Origin of the sequence: Agrobacterium pusense, assembly GCF_013285525.1 — a bacterium.
GTDB lineage: Bacteria > Pseudomonadota > Alphaproteobacteria > Rhizobiales > Rhizobiaceae > Agrobacterium > Agrobacterium pusense.
Genome location: NZ_CP053856.1, coordinates 2043781 through 2062082, shown reverse-complemented (window position 1 = coordinate 2062082; position 18302 = coordinate 2043781). Strand labels below are relative to the sequence as shown.

Below are 18302 nucleotides of genomic sequence, written 5' to 3'. Positions count from 1 at the left end.
CCCCTCGGGAAGAAGAAACAAGCGGCACTTGCTCCACATGGGAATGCTCCGTTCGGCTGAAAAAGCCGCGTGGATGCCACTGAACCTCTCCTTCCAGAAAGGATTTTTCGATGACCAAGGACAGCTATTTCCACAAGTCCCGCGCCGGTGCTGTCGGTGCACCGCTTTTCGTCCTGCTGCACGGCACTGGCGGTGATGAAAACCAGTTCTTCGATTTCGGCTCGCGTCTCCTGCCGCAGGCAACCATCCTCTCGCCTGTCGGTGATGTTTCCGAACACGGCGCGGCGCGGTTTTTCCGCCGCACCGGCGAGGGTGTGTACGACATGGCCGATCTTGCCCGGGCTACCGGGAAGCTTGCCGATTTCGTCAAGGCCAACCGGGAGCAATATCAGGCCGGTCCGGTCATCGGTCTCGGCTTTTCCAATGGCGCAAATATTCTCGCCAATGTGCTGATCGAACAGCCCGGGCTTTTCGATGCCGCAGTGCTGATGCATCCGCTCATCCCGTTCGAGCCGAAGATTTCCCCTGCCAAAGCCACGCGCCGGGTGTTGATCACGGCGGGTGAGCGCGATCCGATCTGCCCGGTGCCGCTGACCAAGGCGCTGGAACAGAACCTTCAGGCGCAGGGTGGAGCCGTGGAGACGGTATGGCATCCGGGCGGGCATGAAATTCGCTCCAGCGAGATTGATGCCGTGCGGGAATTTCTCTCGGTTTACGGGGAGTGATGCTGTCTTCCGTCATGCCGGGCTTGACCCGGCATCCAGCCACGGCGCGTCTGTGCCGTGAAAAGAGTCTTTCGCGATCAAGGACTTGATCGCACTGGACCCCGGATCTAGTCCGGGGTGACGGGGCGCGGATGATGTGCATTCGCCCAAACTCAAGGTCATCCTCGGGTCAAGCCCGAGGATGACGGAGGAGGGATTTACTGCTCCGTCAAGTAATCCTTAGACCAGCCTCGTCCCGCCCAGCCTCAACGATACCCGCACTGCTGCAACTGCGCCTCGTAACGCAACGCCATGTTGGCGGAGCGGCGGGCAGCCTTCTGGACGGCTGAATTGTTGCGCCAGCTGCCCTTCGCATAACCGGCATGGCCGGAATAATAGGCAAGGTAGAGGTTATAGGGATCGTTCAGTGCAATGCCGTTTTCGCGGCGGCTCTTGGCGTGATACCAGCCGACGAAGTGGATGGCATCGGTGAAATCGGTGCGGCTTGCCGACCAGCGGCCGGTTTCTCGCTGGTAAACACTCCATGTGCCGTCGAGTGCCTGGGCGTAGCCATAGGCCGTCGATTGCCGTTTCCAGGGAATGAAGCCCAGCAGCTTGGTGCGCGGAGGCCGCGCATAAGGGCGGAAGGCGGATTCGGTATAGATCGTCGCCATCATGACAGGCACGGGCACGCCGAACTCTCGTTCTGCCGCTTTCGCATCACGCCGCCAATTGTTGAAGATGCCGTTGCGCTGCTCGAAAATCGCACAGGCATTGGTCACCTGCGACGGTGCGGTGGCGCAGCCGGCGAGAACGAGCATCAGGAAAACAACGGCAAATACGCCACGCATAACGGAACCCTTTCGTTCCGTTATTCTTAAATTGCTAACCATTAACGTCGGGTTTTAAGACAAGGTTAATTCAAATGCCGCCGATCGGGCAGTCGTTAACCCGCTGAAAATTCCTGTGGCCGGGATGGGCGAAACCGCCTCCCGGCGCCTTTTTTCGGAATGCGTCATCCCCGCGCGTCCCCGGTGCTGCCAGCCAGACTATACTTTGCCCATACCGGTCATCAGGCGTGCGCGCGGCGCAGGATGGGCGGGGCAGGCGGCCTAAACCGGGGAGTTTCCCGATGTCACGGTCAGGGCGGCCGGCATATGCCCATCCTCCAAACAGGAACCGGTTTGGCGGGCGGGTCATGTGTTTGAAGCAGGGGCTGCATCGTTTGCAATACCCTCTACCACCCTTTGATACCCCCGCAGCGATGCGGCCCCTTTTGCTCTTCCCGACGTTGCCGCGGAATCCGCGGCGACGATACCGGCGCATGTTCATAAATCGCGCCCGCTGTACAAAAATGAAAACCGGTAAAATTGTAGCAATCGGCTTAAAGCGGCTGAAAACAGTGTTGTGCCATTGTGGGATCACAGACGGAGAGCGTCCCTTGAAAGAGACGCTCCACAACTAAATCGAGACCGGCATAAGCCGGCGGATCGCAAAACGGGGTATGAAAATGCTGAAGAAGATTATTGCTGCCGCCATCTGCGGAATTGCCGTTGCTTCCATGTCCAACCATGCCGACGCGGCTGGCGCTGCCGGTTTTGCCCGCGGTTTTGCCGCCGTCGAGAAGTCCGCCGTTACGCAGATTGGTGTTTCCGCACCTGATGGTTTCGATGGCTGCGTCCTTTCCGCCGGTCAATGCGTTTCGACCATCGCGGCGCCGCTGACGGCCGAGCGCCGTGAGGAACTGTTGCGCGTCAACCGCGATGTGAACACCACCATGGGCGCGCTCGACGATTATTTTTCCGGTCTCGCAACCGATCTTCCGGCAACGCCTTCTGCAAACCTTGGGGATTGCGGTGACTGCGCCGCGATCAAGCGCGCCGCCCTTGCCGGCGCTGGCTGGTCTTCCAGTGCGTTGCGCCTTGCCTTTTCGCTGAACAATGACGGATCGCTCGAAAAAGTGCTGATCGTCACCACCGATAAGGGCGATATCGTCCTTGGCAATGCGGTCCTTTCTCCGGTCGAGCGCGAAACCGCGCTTTAAACCCATCCTTTCATGCCTGCCAGACTGCGCCGGTTTTCTGACCCTGTGGGTTCAGGAAGCCGGCGATTTTTTTCGTTCCGCCACGGCAATGCCGGCCAGCGCCATGATGAGTGCTGCGATCTGGTAGGTGTGCAGGGTCTCACTGAGCACGACGACCGACAGCAACGTGCCGAAAACCGGCACCAGATTGATGAACAGGCCGGCGCGATTGGCGCCGATCTGTTCCACGCCCTTGATGTAAAGGATCTGTGCGATGAGTGACGCAAAAATGGCGGCATAGACCACCAGCACCCAGCCCTTCTGATCCGGCCAGACGACGCTGTCGCGCGACATTTCCCAGAACACCAGCGGTACAGACGTAAGCAGTGCGAAAAAGGCGGGGATGGCCATCAGTGTCCGCCAGTCGACCGTGGGTTTCCAGCGCAGGATCACCGTGTAGATGGCATAAACCAGCACGGCGAGCAGCATGACGGCGTCGCCGACATTCATTTCCAGTTGCAGCAGCGAGACCGGATCGCCATGCGAGGCGAGCAGCGCCACGCCTGCAATGGTCAGGCAGAAACCGGCGATCTGGCCGAACAGCACCCGGGTACGGAACAGGATGAAGTTCAGAACAAAAATGACCATGGGAATGCCGGCCTGTATGACGGCGGCATTGATGGCCGAGGTGTGCTGCAGGGCGGTGTAGAGAAATACGTTGAAGGCCGTGTAACCGACGCTGCCGAGCACGAAGAAATAGGGCAGGCGTTTTTTCACCACCGGCCAGTCCTTGATCAACTGCGGCACTGAAATGGCAAAGATGATGGCGACGGCGAAGACCCAGCGCAGGAAGGTGAAGGCCATGGGGCTGATGTGGCCGACGGCGAGCTTGCCGGCAACGGTGTTGCCGCCCCAGCAGAGCGTGGCGATGATGAGGGCGATATAGGCTTTCGAAGGCACGCTGATGTTTCGCTTCTTCATAAGGGCGGGAAAACGGTGAGGGGTGAGCGGCGGCCTTGCACCCGCGCTTGGCCGCCCACGGGGCGAGATAATGCGGGAAATCCGCAGCTTGTCACGGAAAAAGCAAAATTCTCCATAAGAAACAGGGTCGCTTTCCGTAAAACAACACAGTATACATTCGCGGGTTTGGGTTTCCCATCGGGTTATCGGGCGCGCAGGCGCCATGAGCAGGAAAGCAAGAAATGACGAATGTTGTGGTGGTCGGCTCGCAATGGGGCGACGAGGGTAAAGGCAAGATTGTTGACTGGCTGTCCGAGCGGGCAGATGTCGTCGTGCGGTACCAGGGCGGTCACAATGCCGGCCACACGCTTGTCATCGATGGTGTCAGCTACAAGCTTTCGCTTCTGCCGTCCGGCGTCGTGCGTCCCGGAAAGCTCGCCGTCATCGGCAATGGTGTCGTCGTCGACCCGCATGCGCTGATCGCCGAAATCGGCCGTCTGGAAGCGCAGGGCGTCAAGGTTACCCCGGAAAACCTGCGTATCGCCGACAATGCCACGCTCATTCTGTCGCTGCACCGTGAACTGGACGGCATGCGCGAGGACGCCGCCTCCAACAGCGGCACCAAGATCGGCACCACACGCCGTGGCATCGGCCCGGCTTACGAAGACAAGGTTGGCCGCCGCGCTATCCGCGTCATGGATCTCGCCGACATGGAGGCGCTTTCCGCCAAGGTCGATCGTATCCTTACGCATCACAACGCACTTCGTCGCGGCTTCGGTGCGGCCGAAGTCTCGCATGAAACGATCATGGAAGAGCTGGGCTCGATTGCCGAGCGCATCCTGCCGTTCAGCGAAACCGTGTGGCTGCTGCTCGACAAGAAGCGCCGCGCCGGTGCCCGCATCCTGTTTGAAGGCGCGCAGGGTTCGCTGCTCGATATCGACCACGGCACCTATCCCTATGTGACCTCTTCCAACACGGTTGCCGGCCAGGCCGCTGCCGGTTCGGGCATGGGTCCTGGTTCGCTGGGCTATATTCTCGGCATCACCAAGGCCTATACCACGCGCGTCGGCGAAGGCCCGTTCCCGACCGAGCTCAATGACGAAATCGGCCAGTTCCTGGGCGAAAAGGGTCACGAATTCGGCACCGTCACGGGCCGCAAGCGCCGTTGCGGCTGGTTCGATGCCGCGCTGGTGCGCCAGTCGGTCGCCACCAACGGCATTACCGGCATTGCGCTCACCAAGCTCGACGTTCTCGACGGTCTGGATGAGCTGAAAATCTGCGTCGGCTACAAGCTTGACGGGCAGGAAATCGATCATCTTCCGGCCAGCCAGGGCGCGCAGGCGCGTGTCGAGCCGATCTACATCACGCTGGAAGGCTGGAAAGAATCTACCGTCGGTGCCCGAAAATGGGCGGATTTGCCTGCTCAGGCAATCAAATACGTCCGGCAGGTGGAGGAACTGATCGGGGCGCCGGTTGCGCTTCTGTCGACAAGTCCCGAGCGTGACGACACCATACTTGTGACTGATCCGTTTGAGGATTAATGTCCTCGGCGATCTAGATTCATAAACCATATCGGGCCGGTACGTCGCCGGTCACGACGAGAAAGTGCTTATGGCGGATTTTGTAGCAGTCATTCGCAAGGCCGTGGATGGCTTGGCGAACAATACTCCCGAAAACCGGGCGAAGGTTTACGACAAGGCGCGCAGTGCGGTTGTGCGCCAGCTCGAGAATATGAAGCCACGTCCGCCGGAAGAATTGTTGCGCCGGCAGATCGCCAAGCTGGACGCCGCCATTGCCGAGGTGGACAGCGAATATGCCGAGGCGCTTCCGGCGCTGGAGGAGGATGACGCGTTCTCCCCCGTCGCGGAAGACGCGGCCGCGCCTTACCATCAGCACGAAATCGAAGAAGACGACCGCGCGGCGCATGCCGCCGAGCCTGTTACGCACGAAGAGCAGGAGCAGGTTTATGAAGAGCCCGCCCCCGTCGAGGCCGACGAGCGCGAGCCGGTCTACGAAGAGCAGGCCACCGAAGAAGAACCTGGCCGTGAAACGCCCGTAGCCGAGCGGGATGAGCAGGTTTACGCTGAGCCACAGCCGCGCGTAGAACAGCATGGCGAAGCCGAGCCGGAAGAGCTTTATGAGGCGCCCACGCCCGTGGCGCCGGTATCGCCCGTCGCTTCCGACGAGGTGCATCAAACCTATTTCACCCGTGCGGAAGAAGAGCCGGCCTATCGTTCGGCCGACGAGCATGATCGTGAATTCGAAACCGCACCGCTCGCAGAGGATGCGTCCGTTCCGGCCCACTGGGCGCAGCCGGTGGATGAAGATGACTGGCGCAAGCTGGATGAGGCGCGGGACGAGGACCTGCGCGCGGCGGACGATTATGCCGACAGGCGCGCCGAGGCGGATGAGCATCCGCTCGTTGCCGATTATCCCGCGCATCATTATCAGGAACCGGAAGTGACGCTGGATCCCGAAAGGCGGGACGATGCGGATCAGCGGTTCGGCCAGACGCCGGCTTTCGGCGCCCGGGACGAGTTGTCCGAGCAGCGACAGAGCGAGGAGGCCACTCCGAAAAAGGCCGTCGTGGAAGATTTCTCGTCCTATTTTCAGGATGCGGATATCGCCATTCCCGCCAAAGACGCCCCCGTCCTGCCGCGTGCCGATAACGATCCCTTCGGCGATCAGGCGCAGGCGAAGGACAACAGGGAGCGTACGCCCTGGGATGATCTGGACGAGCTGATCGGTTACGACGGCGCGTTGTCCACCACCCGCCAGTCTTCGGATGAAACGCCCGGCCTCGGCGCGGCTGCGGCAACGCCTGCCTACATGGTCAAGAAGAAGCCGCGCCGCAACTATGCCTCCGTGGTGCTGGCACTTGTGGGCGTGGCGCTGCTTGCCGGCGGTGGTTATGCCTTCTGGCTGAACCGCGATGCGCTGAACGACATGGTCGGCGGGCTGGTCAATTCTGCCCAGAACGGTGGTACCCAGACATCTTCGCCGGAGACGGCGCAGACGCAGCCCACCACGCCGCCCGCAACCCAGCAGCCGCCTGCGGCTGGCCAGCAGCAACCGACGGCCACACCAAACAACCACCCGAACCAGTCGCATGGCGATGATGGTTCGGTTACCGGCACAAAGTTCACCCAGCGGCTTCTGGCCGATGGCACCGAGCGTGACGAGGGCCAGGCGCCGGGCGCCAACGGCCAGCCCGTCACGGCGGAAGGTCAGTCGGTCTACGAGCAGAATGTTGCGCCTCCGCCGGCAGGCGAAAGCCCGGCCGGCAATACAGGTGCACCTGCCGGCACACCGGCTGGCGCACCTGCCGGACAGCAACCTGCCGCCGCGGCTTCCGGCGACCGCATGTTCCTTTATGAGGAAGTGCTGGGCCAGACGGTTCCGACCGCCATTCAGGGCAGCGTGTCCTGGTCGCTGCAGCAGGAAAATGATGCCGAAGGCAAGCCTTCGCCTACCGTGCAGGGGCAGATTACCGTTCCCGGCCGTGGCCTCAGCGCGCTGATCACCTTCAAGCGCAACACCGATCCGTCGCTGCCGGCGAGCCATCTGATCGAAATCGTCTTCTCGGTTTCGCCCGGCTTTGAGGGCGGCGCGATCGACAGCGTCCAGCGTATTGCGATGAAGAGCACCGAGCAGGATCGCGGCAACGCGCTGATCGCGGTTCCGGCCAAAATCACCGACGATTTCCACATGATCGCGCTCAACGACTTCCCGGATGCGATGAAGACCAATCTGGAGCTTCTGAAGAGTCGCAACTGGATCGATATTCCGGTGTCCTACCGCAATGGCCGCCGTGCGCTGCTGACCCTGCAAAAGGGCAATGACGGCATCGCCGCTTTCGACAAGGCGCTCAGCGAATGGGCGGCATCAGCGCCGGCGACGGGCGGTCAATAAGGATTGAAAGGGCGGCTCAGGCCGCCCTTTTCTTTACATGGCTACGGCGGTGTCTTTGCTGTGTCAGGTGATGGATTTCGGGGATGTTGGTGGGTGCGGCTCACCCCCCTGCCCTGCCGGGCATCTCCCCCACAAGGAGGGAGATCGATATACCGCGAGGGTCTCGACCAACTCAACGGTCGAGGATGAAGCGGCGGTAGCGCGTCTTGCCGATCTCCCCACCTGTGGGGGAGATGTCCGGCAGGGCAGAGGGGGTAAGCGGCATCCTCTGAAGCATCGATATTTTTCCTACCGGTTTTCCTGCAGCACACTCGCGGGTCTCAGGGGCAGACCATTTCCTATCGCCCGCCTTTTACCAACAAAAAATCCCCGGCCGAAGGCCGAGGATGATTCATGGTCAGCGCATTGGCGTCATGAGCGGGCTGTCTTACGCATCCACCACGCGCAGGGCGCGCGCCGCTTCCAGCGCTTCCTTCTGCACCGCTTCCTGCACCTTCTCAAAGGCACGGACTTCGATCTGGCGCACGCGCTCGCGGCTGATGTCAAACTCGGACGAGAGTTCTTCCAGCGTCACCGGCTCCTCGGCAAGTCTGCGGGCCTCGAAGATGCGGCGTTCGCGGTCGTTCAGCACGCCCATGGCTTTCGCCAGCATGCGGCGGCGGGTTTCCAGTTCGTCCTGCTCGATCAGCACGTCTTCCTGGCTGTCATGGTCGTCCACCAGCCAGTCCTGCCATTGACCGGACTCGCCTTCGGACGCCTTGATCGGCGCATTCAGCGATGCGTCGCCATGCAGGCGGCGGTTCATCGAGATGACTTCTTCTTCCGACACCTGCAGCTTCGTCGCGATTTCCTTGACATGCTCCGGCTTCAGGTCGCCATCGTCGATGGCCTGGATGCGGCCCTTCAGACGGCGCAGGTTGAAGAACAGACGCTTCTGGTTGGCAGTTGTGCCCATCTTCACCAGCGACCACGAGCGCAGGATATATTCCTGGATCGAGGCCTTGATCCACCACATTGCATAGGTGGCCAGACGGAAACCGCGTTCCGGATCGAATTTCTTCACCGCCTGCATCAGGCCGACATTGCCTTCGGAAACGACTTCGCCGATCGGCAGGCCGTAACCACGATAGCCCATGGCGATCTTGGCCACGAGACGCAGATGGCTGGTGACGAGCTTGTGCGCGGCGTCGCGGTCGCCATGCTCGGCATAACGCTTGCCAAGCATGTACTCTTCCTGCGGCTCCAGCATCGGGAATTTGCGGATTTCGTCGAGATATCTATTGAGACCGGCTTCGCCGGCTGTAATCGTAGGCAAACTATTGCGGGCCATAAAGCACCCCCTTATCTATGGTCTGGAACGGCACCCTATTTGATCGGCGAATAACCCGCCGGAGGCGCGCCGTAAGCTGCGGGTCGTTACCGACCCCGCACGAACCCATGTGACAGATATGTACGCTCACGCCGCGTTTCAAGCGAACGCTGCGTTCACACATGCGTTATGTCGAGGCGACCCCTTCTTTGACCTGTTTAACGTTCGAGCGGTAAATTCGTTCCGAAAAACCGCCAAGGCCGGAGCGTACCATCAGCTCGTACATCACCCGTCGGCGCATCGGATTGTGCAGACGCACCACCTTCGCGCCGAGGAACTGCGTCTCGACATGGGCAAGCGCCTGCAGATCGGTATCTTCGGCAATCGCGCCGGCATAGGTTGCGTGAAATTCGCGGTGGCACACATAGGTCTTGTATTTCGTCATGCCGAAGCAAACGAGGCTGTGGCCGTGGGTGCGCAGGAAATCGGCGACACCCACCGTCACTTCCGGCCAGGCGGGGTTGAAGGTGTCATCGAAAACGATGATGCCGTGCGGCGCGATCACCTCCATGGCCAGTTTCGCATCGGCCAGCACGTGATGCAGGTGATGGCCACCATCAATACTGAAAAAGCGTGCCGGACCGATGCGGGACGTGATGTCGTCTGGTGTCAGCCGCGTGCTGTCGCCCTTGATGATGAGGTCCCGATCCATTGTGAAACCCAGCCGGCGGCCGTTTTCCATCAGGCGTTCATACTGGTCGAGGCTGCCGTCTTGCGGCGGGTCCAGATCGAAAAGATCGACGCCCAGCACCTTTTCCTGGCTCTGCGCGAATTTGCGCAGCAGGAAATAGGAGCGACCGTAATAGACGCCGATTTCCGCGATGCCGCCACTAAGGGCGCTTTTCGTCTGCGCCTGCAGAAGTGCCTTGAAGACGAGCGCATCCCCCGGGTCGATGTAACCTTCGACGCTGCGCAGCTCCTGGAATATAAACCGGCGGTCTTTAATCGTCATGCGCACGCGATCCCGTCATCGTGCCGGCTCCGTTCAAGGCAGTTCGAACGTGCGGCGGTTCAAGGCTTTGCGAGGCAAAGGAGGTGTGAGGATTAAAGCGAAATTGGGGCGGTCTATGAAGAGGACCGTTGGCAGAATATCGCGTTCCGCTAATCTTTTTTTGTTATCCGAAGCTTCCGGCGAAATGTGCGGCGCAGTTTTTTGGAACTGCGCCAGGCGTTTTCAGGCACGCAATGCGGCGACCAAGGCTTCCATGTCTTCTGGAAGCTCGGTTTCGAACTCCATCACCTCACCGGTGCGGGGGTGTTCGAAAGCGAGCAGATAGGCATGCAGTGCCTGGCGCGGAAAGCGCCCGACGATGCCCTTTGCCGGTTCTTCCAGAAGGTTCGCCTTGGTACGGAAAGCCGCGCCATATTCGGGATCGCCGATCAGCGGGTGGCCGATATGGGCCATGTGCACGCGGATCTGGTGGGTGCGGCCCGTTTCGAGACGGCATTCCACCATCGAGGCGAGACAGGTGGCGTCCGGCCGCTCGTGATAACGCTCGACTACCTCGTAATGGGTGATTGCCTCGCGGGCATCATCCGAATCCTCGTGCTTGACGGCGCGTTTGGTGCGGTCGACGCTGCGGCCGAGCGCTGCGTCGATTGTGCCACGCAGCGTGCGCGGGCGGCCCCAGACGATGGCCTTGTAGGCGCGTTCCAGCGGCCCGGTGCGGCCATGGTCGGCAAATTGTGCGGCCAGATGCCGGTGGGCGTTGTCGTTCTTCGCAACGACCATGACACCTGACGTTTCCTTGTCCAGCCGGTGTACGATGCCCGGGCGCTTGACGCCGCCAATGCCGGAGAGGCTGTCGCCGCAATGATGAATGAGGGCGTTGACCAGCGTTCCTGTCCAGTTGCCGGCGCCGGGATGCACGACGAGGCCGGCGGGCTTGACGAGCACGATCAGGTCTTCATCCTCATATTCCACGTTGAGGGGAATGTCCTCGCCCTTGGGTTCCGGGTCTTCCGGCTCGGGCATGACGATCTCGATACGGTCGCCGGGATGCACCTTCTTTTTCGGCTCGGTCACCGGCTTGCCGTTGAGGGAAACCGCGCCCTGTTCGATCAGCGCCTTCAGGCGGCTGCGGGAGAAGTCGCTGCCCACTTCGCCCGCCAGCCAGGAATCGAGGCGGCCTTCGGCGTCTTCCCCGGCAATCAGGACTTTCCTTGCGTCTCCGCCTTGTTTAAAGGGGTCGTTCATTCTTATTTTTCCGATCCATCAGCATTTCAGGGAACCCGATGACGCAGATCGAGCAAGACGAACAGGAAGACAAGCCGCTTGATCCGGCCATGGAAAAAGTTCGCCGCAAGATGATCCGTTTGCAGATCGTGTCGGGCTCCGTGATGTTTATCAGCCTTATGGCTGTCTTCGGTGCGGTTGTCTACAAGGCGATGGGGCCGTCGAAGGCCGTTCAGACGCAGACGGAAGCGCCGAACCTCGCCGTTCCCACTGGTAGTGGCCCGATGGCCGTCACCGCCAGCCTGCCGCAGGGCTTCACGATCGACAATGTCAGCTATTCCGGCGGTGACATGCTGTTTTACGGCCGGCTGGCCAACGGCACGCGCAAGGCGCTGGTCTTCAACGTCGCCAGCGGCCGGTTCCTGGCCGACGTGACTGTTGATGGCCAGTGAGGTCAATAACCTGCTGGATGGCCGGGCGCTGATCTCGATCGACGACCCGGCCGATCCGCGCATTGCCGCCTTTCGCGATATTCGCGAGCGTGATCTCACCGGCCGGCAAGGTCGGTTCATTGCGGAAGGTACGGTGGTGCTGCGCATGCTGGCCGCCGCTCACAAGGCGGGTGGGGCCTTTGCGGCGGAGAGCATCCTGATCCTGCGCAACCGGCTTTCCGGCGTTGCGGATATTCTCTCCGATTTCCCCGAAGATGTGCCCGTTTATGTGGCCGAAGCGCCGGTGCTGGATGGTATCGTCGGTTTCCACCTGCATCGTGGCATTCTGGCGCTCGGGCGGCGGGTGCGCGATGACGGCCTGGAAGAGATGATTGCAGCGCTTCCCGCGTCGTCTCTGGTGCTCGTTGGCTGCGGCATTTCCAACCACGACAATCTCGGAGCGATGTTTCGCAACGCCGCAGCCTTTTATGCCGATGCGGTGCTGCTGGACGAGACGTGCTGTGACCCGCTCTATCGCAAGGCGCTGCGGGTTTCCGTGGGGTCGGTGCTGTCGGTCCCCTATCATCGCGGCGGCGGGGCAGTGGAGATGCTGGAGCGGCTCGCGGCAGCCGGTTTTGCGATCTGGAGCCTTTCGCCCGGTGGCGAGACCGAAATCCGCGATATTCCCCGCGCTGAACGCATGGCGCTCGTCATCGGCACGGAAGGCGAGGGGTTGCCGCAATCGGTGCTGTCGCGGTTTCATACGGCGCGGATTGCGCAGTCGCCGCAGCTGGATAGCTTGAATGCGGGGACGGCTTCGGGGCTGGCGCTTTATCAGATGGCGGGGGTGATCGGGCGGGTGTAGATCAGAGCCGCTTTACCCCTTCGGCGTCTGCGGCTTACCCCCCTCTGTCCTGCCGGACATCTCCCCCTCGAGGGGGAGATCGACTTGGGGTTGGGTCTCGCCCATCTCAGCGCTTGCGAATGGAGTGGTGTCAGGGCCTCCTGCCGATCTCCCCCCTTGAGGGGGAGATGCCCGGCAGGGCAGAGGGGGGTAAGCCGCACACTCAACGTTGGCGTAACCACACCACAGAGTACCTAACGCTTCCGCTTCTCCATCACCACCTTCGCCCGCTTCGCAAGGCTCTCCCGCCCCGATGAACCAGACGCCTTGGCCAGCAGCCCCGGAATAGGCGATGCCTCACCCTCCTGCGCGGCTGTCAGCGCGATCATCTCGGCGGCGATCCTCGCGATTTCGCGGCGGATGGGCTCGTCATTACCGGTACCACGCACATTCAACAGGCGCTCGGTGAGCGCGGTGCCCTGATTGCGGATATCCTCGATTTCCTGTTCCAAACCTTCCGGTGCCAATGCGCCCGGCTGTGCGCCCGGCTCCTCCGGCGGGGAGGCGGGGGTGGCATCCTCTGGGGCTGCCGTCTGTTGTGCGTCCTTCTCGATGGCGGGCGCGGTTTCGAGCGTGGCGGCAGGGGTCGGCGCTGCGGCTTGCTGCCGCTCGACCGGCTTTTCGGCGGGAACAGCGGGGTTCGGCAGGCGGATGATCATGTCGTTGCTGCGGCCGCCGGTTGCGGCCAACTGTTCCTTGAGGCGCGCGACCTCCTGGTTGCGCAGGGTCAGCATCGTGTCGAGGTCGGCGTTTTTGGCAATGGTGCTGGCCAGTTGCTCCTCAAGCCTCGTTACCTTGCGGCTTTCGCGCGCCACGGCTTCCATCGCTTCCCGGTTGCGGCTGGCGATATCCTGAAGCTCGCGGGTGACGGTCTCGCCTTCCTTTCGGAAGCGTGTGGCGCTTTGTTTGGCCTGTTCGGCTTCGAGATCGCGGGTGGCGGCGAGGATTTTCGAATCATCGAGTTCGCGCGTCAGGTTGGTGAGGCGGGCGGTGAGATCGGACATCTGGCTGGCGCGCTCATTGGCAGCCTGCTCCTGTTGCAAGAGGTTGGCCTGGATGATGCCGGCGCGCTCTTCGCTGGCGTCAAGTGCGGCGCGCAATTCGCCGATCTCCAGCGTCAACTCTTCGATCTTCAGGGAAAAGCTGCGGTTCTGCTCGCCGAGGCGATAAGCATCGCTGGAAGCGGCCTCGTTGGCGAGGCGGAGCGAGGTGTTCTTTTCCCGCTCCGTTTCCAGTTCCTGGCGGACCTTGGCGTTTTCGGCGGCGTAGAGCGCACGCGCCATGTCCTTCTGGGCGCGGACTTCCTGCGGGCTGATGGGCATTGTCGCGCGTATGCGGTTTTCCGTATAAGCGACGATGCGGCGGTGGATCGCGGGTGCGATCAACAGGGCCAGCAGGGTTGCGGTGAGAAAACCCAATCCGAAGAGAATGGCATATTCGATCACGCTTTACAGTCTCCGAAACTCAGATACGCGCGCATTCGGAAAGAGGGGCGCGAAGACACGTTACGCTATTATTGCAACCGTGGGGAGGGGTTTCCCTTTGGCAATTCGTGGGCGGGACCTTGCCGCTTGTTTCTTCTCCCCGAGGGGGAGAAGTCCGCGGCAGCGGTATGAGGGGGCGAGGGTTATGAGATACGGCAAGGTTGCCCGCTCATCCGACCCTTCGGGCCACCTTCTCCCCGGCGGGGAGAAGAAATCCGCCGCACCGTCTCGTCCTATCAACCCCTCTTATCAGAAGGGGTTCCAGGTCGGTTGCTGGGTGAGCTTCAGGTAACCGACATTGATACCGAGGCGTGCGCCGATGCCGGTGCGGATGGGGGCGAGCGTAACTTCGCTGCTTTTCAGATAGGTCATGCCGACGCCGGCGACGATGAAAGCGGAGCCGCTGACGCCGCCGTAACGACGATAGAGCGAATCAACCGAGGGCAGATTGTAGACCAGCATCATGGCGCGGGTGCCCTGGCCGCCGTAATCGAGGCCGAGCGACGGTCCCTGCCAGAAGACGGGGTGCTGGCCGGCATTCTTGGTGTAAAGCGTGCCCTCGCCATAGGTGAGGCCGGCAACGAAGGCGCCGGAGCCCTCCTGGCCGAGAATGTAACCGTTCGGAAGACCGTATTGCTGGAAGGCGCGCTCCACCACCTTGGCAAGGCCGCCGGTGGTTTCGCCGAAGAATCCGTGGCCTGCATCCACGACTTCCTGGAAAGAATATTGATCGCTGTTCTGGGCCGCGGCCGGTGCGACCCATATCAGCAGGCTCGCGAGGAGCGCGACGATCTTTCCCAGTCCGAGGCGTGCAATGGTGCGGGTTTTCTTAAGGCGCATCGTCATGTCCGTCCGTCTGTTTCGTTAGCGCGTCGGTTCGAAAATCCGAATCGGTTTTTCGAAAGGGCCGACGCGCAGAGTCAAAGTTCTACAGCATGTTTCGCGCATCCTGACGGATACACGGGGCTCCAGTGTGGCCTGTTAAGGCATTTGGCATTTTGAAACCATCCTATTAACAATCGGTTTACCAAATATGGTGTCATTATGGCTTAACAATTTCCACACCGTCCGCGCCTCCCTTGCGCAGGAGAGAATTTTATGACCAGCAAACTCAATATCACGCTGTCCGGTCCCGATCTGGCGGCTCTTCTGTGCAGCCGTGTGTGCCATGATGTGATTTCTCCTGTCGGCGCCATCAATAACGGCCTCGAACTGCTGGACGAGGGCGGCACGGATGACGATGCGCTCGATCTCATCCGCACGTCAGCCCTTAACGCATCCGTGCGGCTGAAGTTCGCCCGCCTTGCTTTCGGTGCTTCCGGTTCCGCCGGCGCGTCGATCGATACCGGCGAGGCCGAAAAGGCCGCCAAGGATTTTGCAGAGGCCGAAAAGAAGGCGGAAGTCAGCTGGAACGGCCCGCGCGCCATCGTTGCCAAGAACCGCGTCAAGCTTCTGCTCAACCTCTTCCTCGTGGCCTATGGCGCGATACCGCGCGGTGGCAATGTGGATGTGCTGCTTGAAAACCCCGATGGCGACGCCAAGTTCGAAATCACCGTCAAGGGCCGGATGATGCGCGTGCCGGGCAAGTTCGTGGAAATCTACGAGGGCAGGCTGGAAGAGGCGGTCGACGCCCATTCCGTTCAGCCCTATTACACGCTGCTTCTGGCCGAGGAGGCCAATATGACGGTGGAATACAAGGTGCATGACGATCGTATCGTCTTCACGGCAAAGACGATCGCGGCGTGATCGTTTCAATGCGAAAGTGATGCCATCAGGGTCGGGCCGGTTTTGCCAGCGCCCGGCCCTTTTTCGTTTCCAGGGGAGGTCTCATGATTCGTGTCGAAACCGCGCGTCTTTGTCTTCGGCCGCATGCCATCGAGGACGAAGCGCGTTATTGCGCTTTCTGGAGCGCGGCCGTTCAACCCATTGCGGGAGTGAACTCAATAGCGCCGCTCGATCCCGAACTCGCTTTCGCGCGGCTTTTGCGTTTCATCGGCCACTGGTCCGTCTTCGGTTTCGGGCCCTTCGTGGTCGAGGAACTGTCCACGGGGCGAATCGTCGGCGAGGTGGGTCTCGCCCATATGCGCCGCGGACATGGCGCGGATTTCGACACCGCACCGGAGGCCATGTGGAAGATCGACAGGGATCTGACGGGCAAGGGCGTGGCGAGCGAAGCCGTGCAGGCGGCGCTTGGCTGGTTCGACACGCAGGGCATATCGAACCGGATCGTGTGCATGATCGATCCGCTCAACGTACCCTCCCTCGCAATCGCCACCCGCTTCGGCTTCCGCCCATTCCGGGAGACGACCTTCCGGGAAAGCCCCGTGCAGCTTTTCGAGCGGATCAGGACACCCTAACTCCACGATGTCCAAAGCACGGACAAAGGGCTTTGACTCATAGTAGTGGAGGCAACCGCCGAGAGCGGCTGGCACGACTACTTCGATACGGTGAATACGGGCGGGGAGGGTGTCGGCATGACAGGCCATCTCCAGCAGCTTGCAGCGATCTGATCCGTCACGTGAACTTGGCCGTTGCCGCGACGGCCTCGATCACGATCGAGCACGACGACGAGCGCGTTCAAGGTCTCTACAGCAATCGGATAAGCCAATCTTTTCTCCGTCCAGACCAACGGAGAGACAAACATGCGCATACTGGCACTAGCTGCAATGCTCCTTTTCGCGCTGACCGCAAGCGTGACCGCCAAAGAGGCCATAGGTTTCAAACAGATTGAGTTGCCGGCTGATCAAGGCGGAAAAACTCTCGCAGTTTCAATGTGGTATCCAACCACGTCTTCCGGGAAAGCGGAGACTGTCGGCGAGAACGCCATATTTTTCGGGCTTGATGTTCTCCGGGACGCCTCCCGTGCCCCGGGTTCTCACCCGCTTGTGCTGCTGTCTCATGGTTACGGCGGCAGCTGGCGCAACCTCAACTGGCTTGCGGGTGAACTGGTGCATGATGGTTATGTCGTCGCCGCACCCGATCATGCTGGCGAAGATTTCGAGGCGCAGAAGGGAAACGAGGTGGTGGCACTTTGGGAAAGGCCACGCGCCATCAGTACGGTCCTGACAGCGCTCCTCAAAGATGAGGCTCTTGCCGGGCGCATCGACAGTCGGCGCATCGCAGTCATCGGCCATTCGCTCGGCGGCTGGACCGCGATGGAACTCGCAGGCGCAAGATATAGTGCCGATCTTGCTCTTGAAGGTTGCGATGTGACGCCGCTGCCGCCGCAATGCAAAGCCAACCGGCTCTTAAGCAAGGTGGGAATTATCGGTGGTGGAAAGGCCGATCCGCGCCTCTCAATGAGCAGGTATGATAACCGTATTCGCGCTGTCGTTTCGCTTGATCTGGGCCCGGCGGCGGGCTTTTTGCCTGAGACGTTGCGACAGGTGGACGTTCCGGTTCTGGTGATGGCCGCTGGCGTGGAAACGCCGGAGATTGCGGCGATCAAAGCCGATTCAGACCGTGTCGCCGCTCTTCTGCCAAAGGCGACGACCACCTATCATGTGATACCGGACGCCACCCATTTGAGTTTCATGCAGATATGCAAGGAAGATGGCGAAAAACGCCTGCTGGAAGAATCGCCCGATGAAGCATTCATATGCCGCAGCGGTGGCGGAAGAGAGAGGGCGGCACTGCATCAGGAGATCCGTGGTGCAGTCACGACCTTTCTGCGTGACGCTTTAAAATAAAGACGGGTCGCATAAATGCGGCTCTATCGATCACGTCCTTGCATGCCGATCCCTTCGCACATCATGGCGATAGACCAGATCTGATGGCAGCGGGCGCGGCGCGACAGGGTCCAGCACTCCGCCGATTCGCTCCGCAACAGCGGCGGATTGGCGGTTGCCTGCGCCGACATAGCTGACGAGGGTTGGAAGCTTCAGCGTATCGAAGGCCCAGTCCCGCAGCGCCGTTGCGGCTTCCGCCGCATAACCCCTGCCTTCATGACCGTCGTAAAGCAGCCAGCCCAGTTCCTTCTCGGGATAGAGGGGGCCGTGATTGATGCCGACCTGACCGATGCATTCGCCGCTCTCGGCGAGATCGATCATCAGCGCGCCGTGACCGAAGAACGACCACAATGCCCTGTCCTGACAGAACATGGCCCATGCGGCGGCGAGATCATGCGGTCCGGCGACGCCGGTGGAGCGCGGTGACGCCATGAAATCACGATAGGCCGGGAAATCGTCCAGTCGCGGTGGGCGAAGGTTAAGGCGATTTGTCACGAGGGTGGGGATTGTGTCCGTCATTTATTGTCCTCTCGCGCCTCCGCCTGAGCGGGACGCCGTTGCCGACCTGCCGCGACCCGCAGTCAACAAAAAACCCGCCGTTTCCAGCGGGT

Annotated in this window: 18 protein-coding genes; 10 read left to right on the top strand and 8 right to left on the bottom strand. The window is 61.1% G+C overall.

Annotation, left to right across the window (positions count from 1 at the left end; all coding sequences use genetic code 11):
* Positions 1 to 110 precede the first annotated feature (110 nt).
* A complete protein-coding gene (locus HQN82_RS10160) occupies positions 111 to 725 on the top strand; it encodes an alpha/beta hydrolase (protein ID WP_035211712.1) in 615 nt (204 codons plus the stop codon).
* 245 nt (positions 726 to 970) lie between these two features.
* Here HQN82_RS10160 and HQN82_RS10155 read toward each other — a convergent pair whose 3' ends face one another.
* The gene (locus tag HQN82_RS10155; protein ID WP_004443407.1) at positions 971 to 1555 is read right to left on the bottom strand and encodes a transglycosylase SLT domain-containing protein; all 585 of its coding nucleotides are present in this window, start codon (positions 1553 to 1555) and stop codon (positions 971 to 973) included.
* A 659-nt stretch (positions 1556 to 2214) separates the two neighbouring features.
* Here HQN82_RS10155 and HQN82_RS10150 point away from each other — a divergent pair.
* Entirely contained in the window at positions 2215 to 2748 is a 534-nt protein-coding gene (locus HQN82_RS10150; RefSeq protein WP_042936874.1) for a transglutaminase-like cysteine peptidase, read from the top strand.
* 51 nt (positions 2749 to 2799) lie between these two features.
* Here HQN82_RS10150 and HQN82_RS10145 read toward each other — a convergent pair whose 3' ends face one another.
* Positions 2800 to 3687, bottom strand: coding sequence for a DMT family transporter (locus HQN82_RS10145; protein ID WP_006700330.1), 888 nt, complete (start codon positions 3685 to 3687; stop codon positions 2800 to 2802).
* Between the two features lie 242 nt (positions 3688 to 3929).
* Here HQN82_RS10145 and HQN82_RS10140 point away from each other — a divergent pair, with 242 nt between their 5' ends.
* Together HQN82_RS10140 and HQN82_RS10135 are read left to right on the top strand one after the other, a co-directional pair.
* Positions 3930 to 5228, top strand: coding sequence for an adenylosuccinate synthase (locus HQN82_RS10140; RefSeq protein ID WP_004443399.1), 1299 nt, complete (start codon positions 3930 to 3932; stop codon positions 5226 to 5228).
* Between the two features lie 70 nt (positions 5229 to 5298).
* The gene (locus HQN82_RS10135; RefSeq protein WP_173614854.1) at positions 5299 to 7599 is read left to right on the top strand and encodes a hypothetical protein; all 2301 of its coding nucleotides are present in this window, start codon (positions 5299 to 5301) and stop codon (positions 7597 to 7599) included.
* A 427-nt stretch (positions 7600 to 8026) separates the two neighbouring features.
* Here the strand turns inward: HQN82_RS10135 and rpoH are convergent, their stop codons facing one another.
* From rpoH to HQN82_RS10120, 3 genes are all read right to left on the bottom strand, one after another.
* Positions 8027 to 8929 carry an RNA polymerase sigma factor RpoH gene (gene rpoH / locus HQN82_RS10130; protein WP_004443393.1) on the bottom strand — a complete coding sequence of 301 codons (903 nt, stop codon included), beginning with the start codon at positions 8927 to 8929 and terminating at the stop codon, positions 8027 to 8029.
* A gap of 166 nt (positions 8930 to 9095) precedes the next feature.
* The gene (locus tag HQN82_RS10125) at positions 9096 to 9920 is read right to left on the bottom strand and encodes a class I SAM-dependent methyltransferase (protein ID WP_173614853.1); all 825 of its coding nucleotides are present in this window, start codon (positions 9918 to 9920) and stop codon (positions 9096 to 9098) included.
* Positions 9921 to 10142: 222 nt separating this feature from the next.
* The gene (locus HQN82_RS10120) at positions 10143 to 11165 is read right to left on the bottom strand and encodes an RluA family pseudouridine synthase (protein WP_113380773.1); all 1023 of its coding nucleotides are present in this window, start codon (positions 11163 to 11165) and stop codon (positions 10143 to 10145) included.
* 38 nt (positions 11166 to 11203) lie between these two features.
* On the opposite strand from HQN82_RS10120, the gene HQN82_RS10115 reads away from it, so the two are divergent.
* Complete coding sequence (locus HQN82_RS10115) at positions 11204 to 11596, top strand: hypothetical protein (RefSeq protein WP_004443384.1); 393 nt, start codon at positions 11204 to 11206, stop codon at positions 11594 to 11596.
* Positions 11586 to 12440 carry a TrmH family RNA methyltransferase gene (locus HQN82_RS10110; protein WP_006700333.1) on the top strand — a complete coding sequence of 285 codons (855 nt, stop codon included), beginning with the start codon at positions 11586 to 11588 and terminating at the stop codon, positions 12438 to 12440. Before HQN82_RS10115 ends, HQN82_RS10110 begins: the two co-directional genes overlap by 11 nt.
* A gap of 233 nt (positions 12441 to 12673) precedes the next feature.
* Here HQN82_RS10110 and HQN82_RS10105 read toward each other — a convergent pair whose 3' ends face one another.
* Both HQN82_RS10105 and HQN82_RS10100 read right to left on the bottom strand, forming a co-directional pair.
* Positions 12674 to 13924, bottom strand: a complete 1251-nt coding sequence (locus HQN82_RS10105; protein ID WP_173614852.1) for a coiled-coil domain-containing protein — start codon at positions 13922 to 13924, stop codon at positions 12674 to 12676.
* Between the two features lie 288 nt (positions 13925 to 14212).
* A complete protein-coding gene (locus tag HQN82_RS10100; RefSeq protein WP_004443378.1) occupies positions 14213 to 14809 on the bottom strand; it encodes a DUF1134 domain-containing protein in 597 nt (198 codons plus the stop codon).
* Between the two features lie 252 nt (positions 14810 to 15061).
* Here HQN82_RS10100 and chpT point away from each other — a divergent pair, with 252 nt between their 5' ends.
* The 4 genes from chpT (at position 15062) to HQN82_RS10085 (ending at position 17652) form a co-directional block, all read left to right on the top strand.
* Positions 15062 to 15709: a histidine phosphotransferase ChpT gene (gene chpT, locus HQN82_RS10095; RefSeq protein ID WP_004443377.1), complete on the top strand. Its 648-nt coding sequence runs from the start codon at positions 15062 to 15064 to the stop codon at positions 15707 to 15709.
* Positions 15710 to 15792: 83 nt separating this feature from the next.
* Complete coding sequence (locus HQN82_RS10090; protein ID WP_173614851.1) at positions 15793 to 16320, top strand: GNAT family N-acetyltransferase; 528 nt, start codon at positions 15793 to 15795, stop codon at positions 16318 to 16320.
* 45 nt (positions 16321 to 16365) lie between these two features.
* Positions 16366 to 16473, top strand: a complete 108-nt coding sequence (locus tag HQN82_RS25705) for a DUF6616 family protein (RefSeq protein ID WP_341769867.1) — start codon at positions 16366 to 16368, stop codon at positions 16471 to 16473.
* A 132-nt stretch (positions 16474 to 16605) separates the two neighbouring features.
* Entirely contained in the window at positions 16606 to 17652 is a 1047-nt protein-coding gene (locus HQN82_RS10085) for an alpha/beta hydrolase family protein (protein WP_173614850.1), read from the top strand.
* Between the two features lie 30 nt (positions 17653 to 17682).
* Here HQN82_RS10085 and HQN82_RS10080 read toward each other — a convergent pair whose 3' ends face one another.
* The gene (locus tag HQN82_RS10080) at positions 17683 to 18210 is read right to left on the bottom strand and encodes a GNAT family N-acetyltransferase (protein ID WP_077987264.1); all 528 of its coding nucleotides are present in this window, start codon (positions 18208 to 18210) and stop codon (positions 17683 to 17685) included.
* Positions 18211 to 18302: the final 92 nt, after the last annotated feature.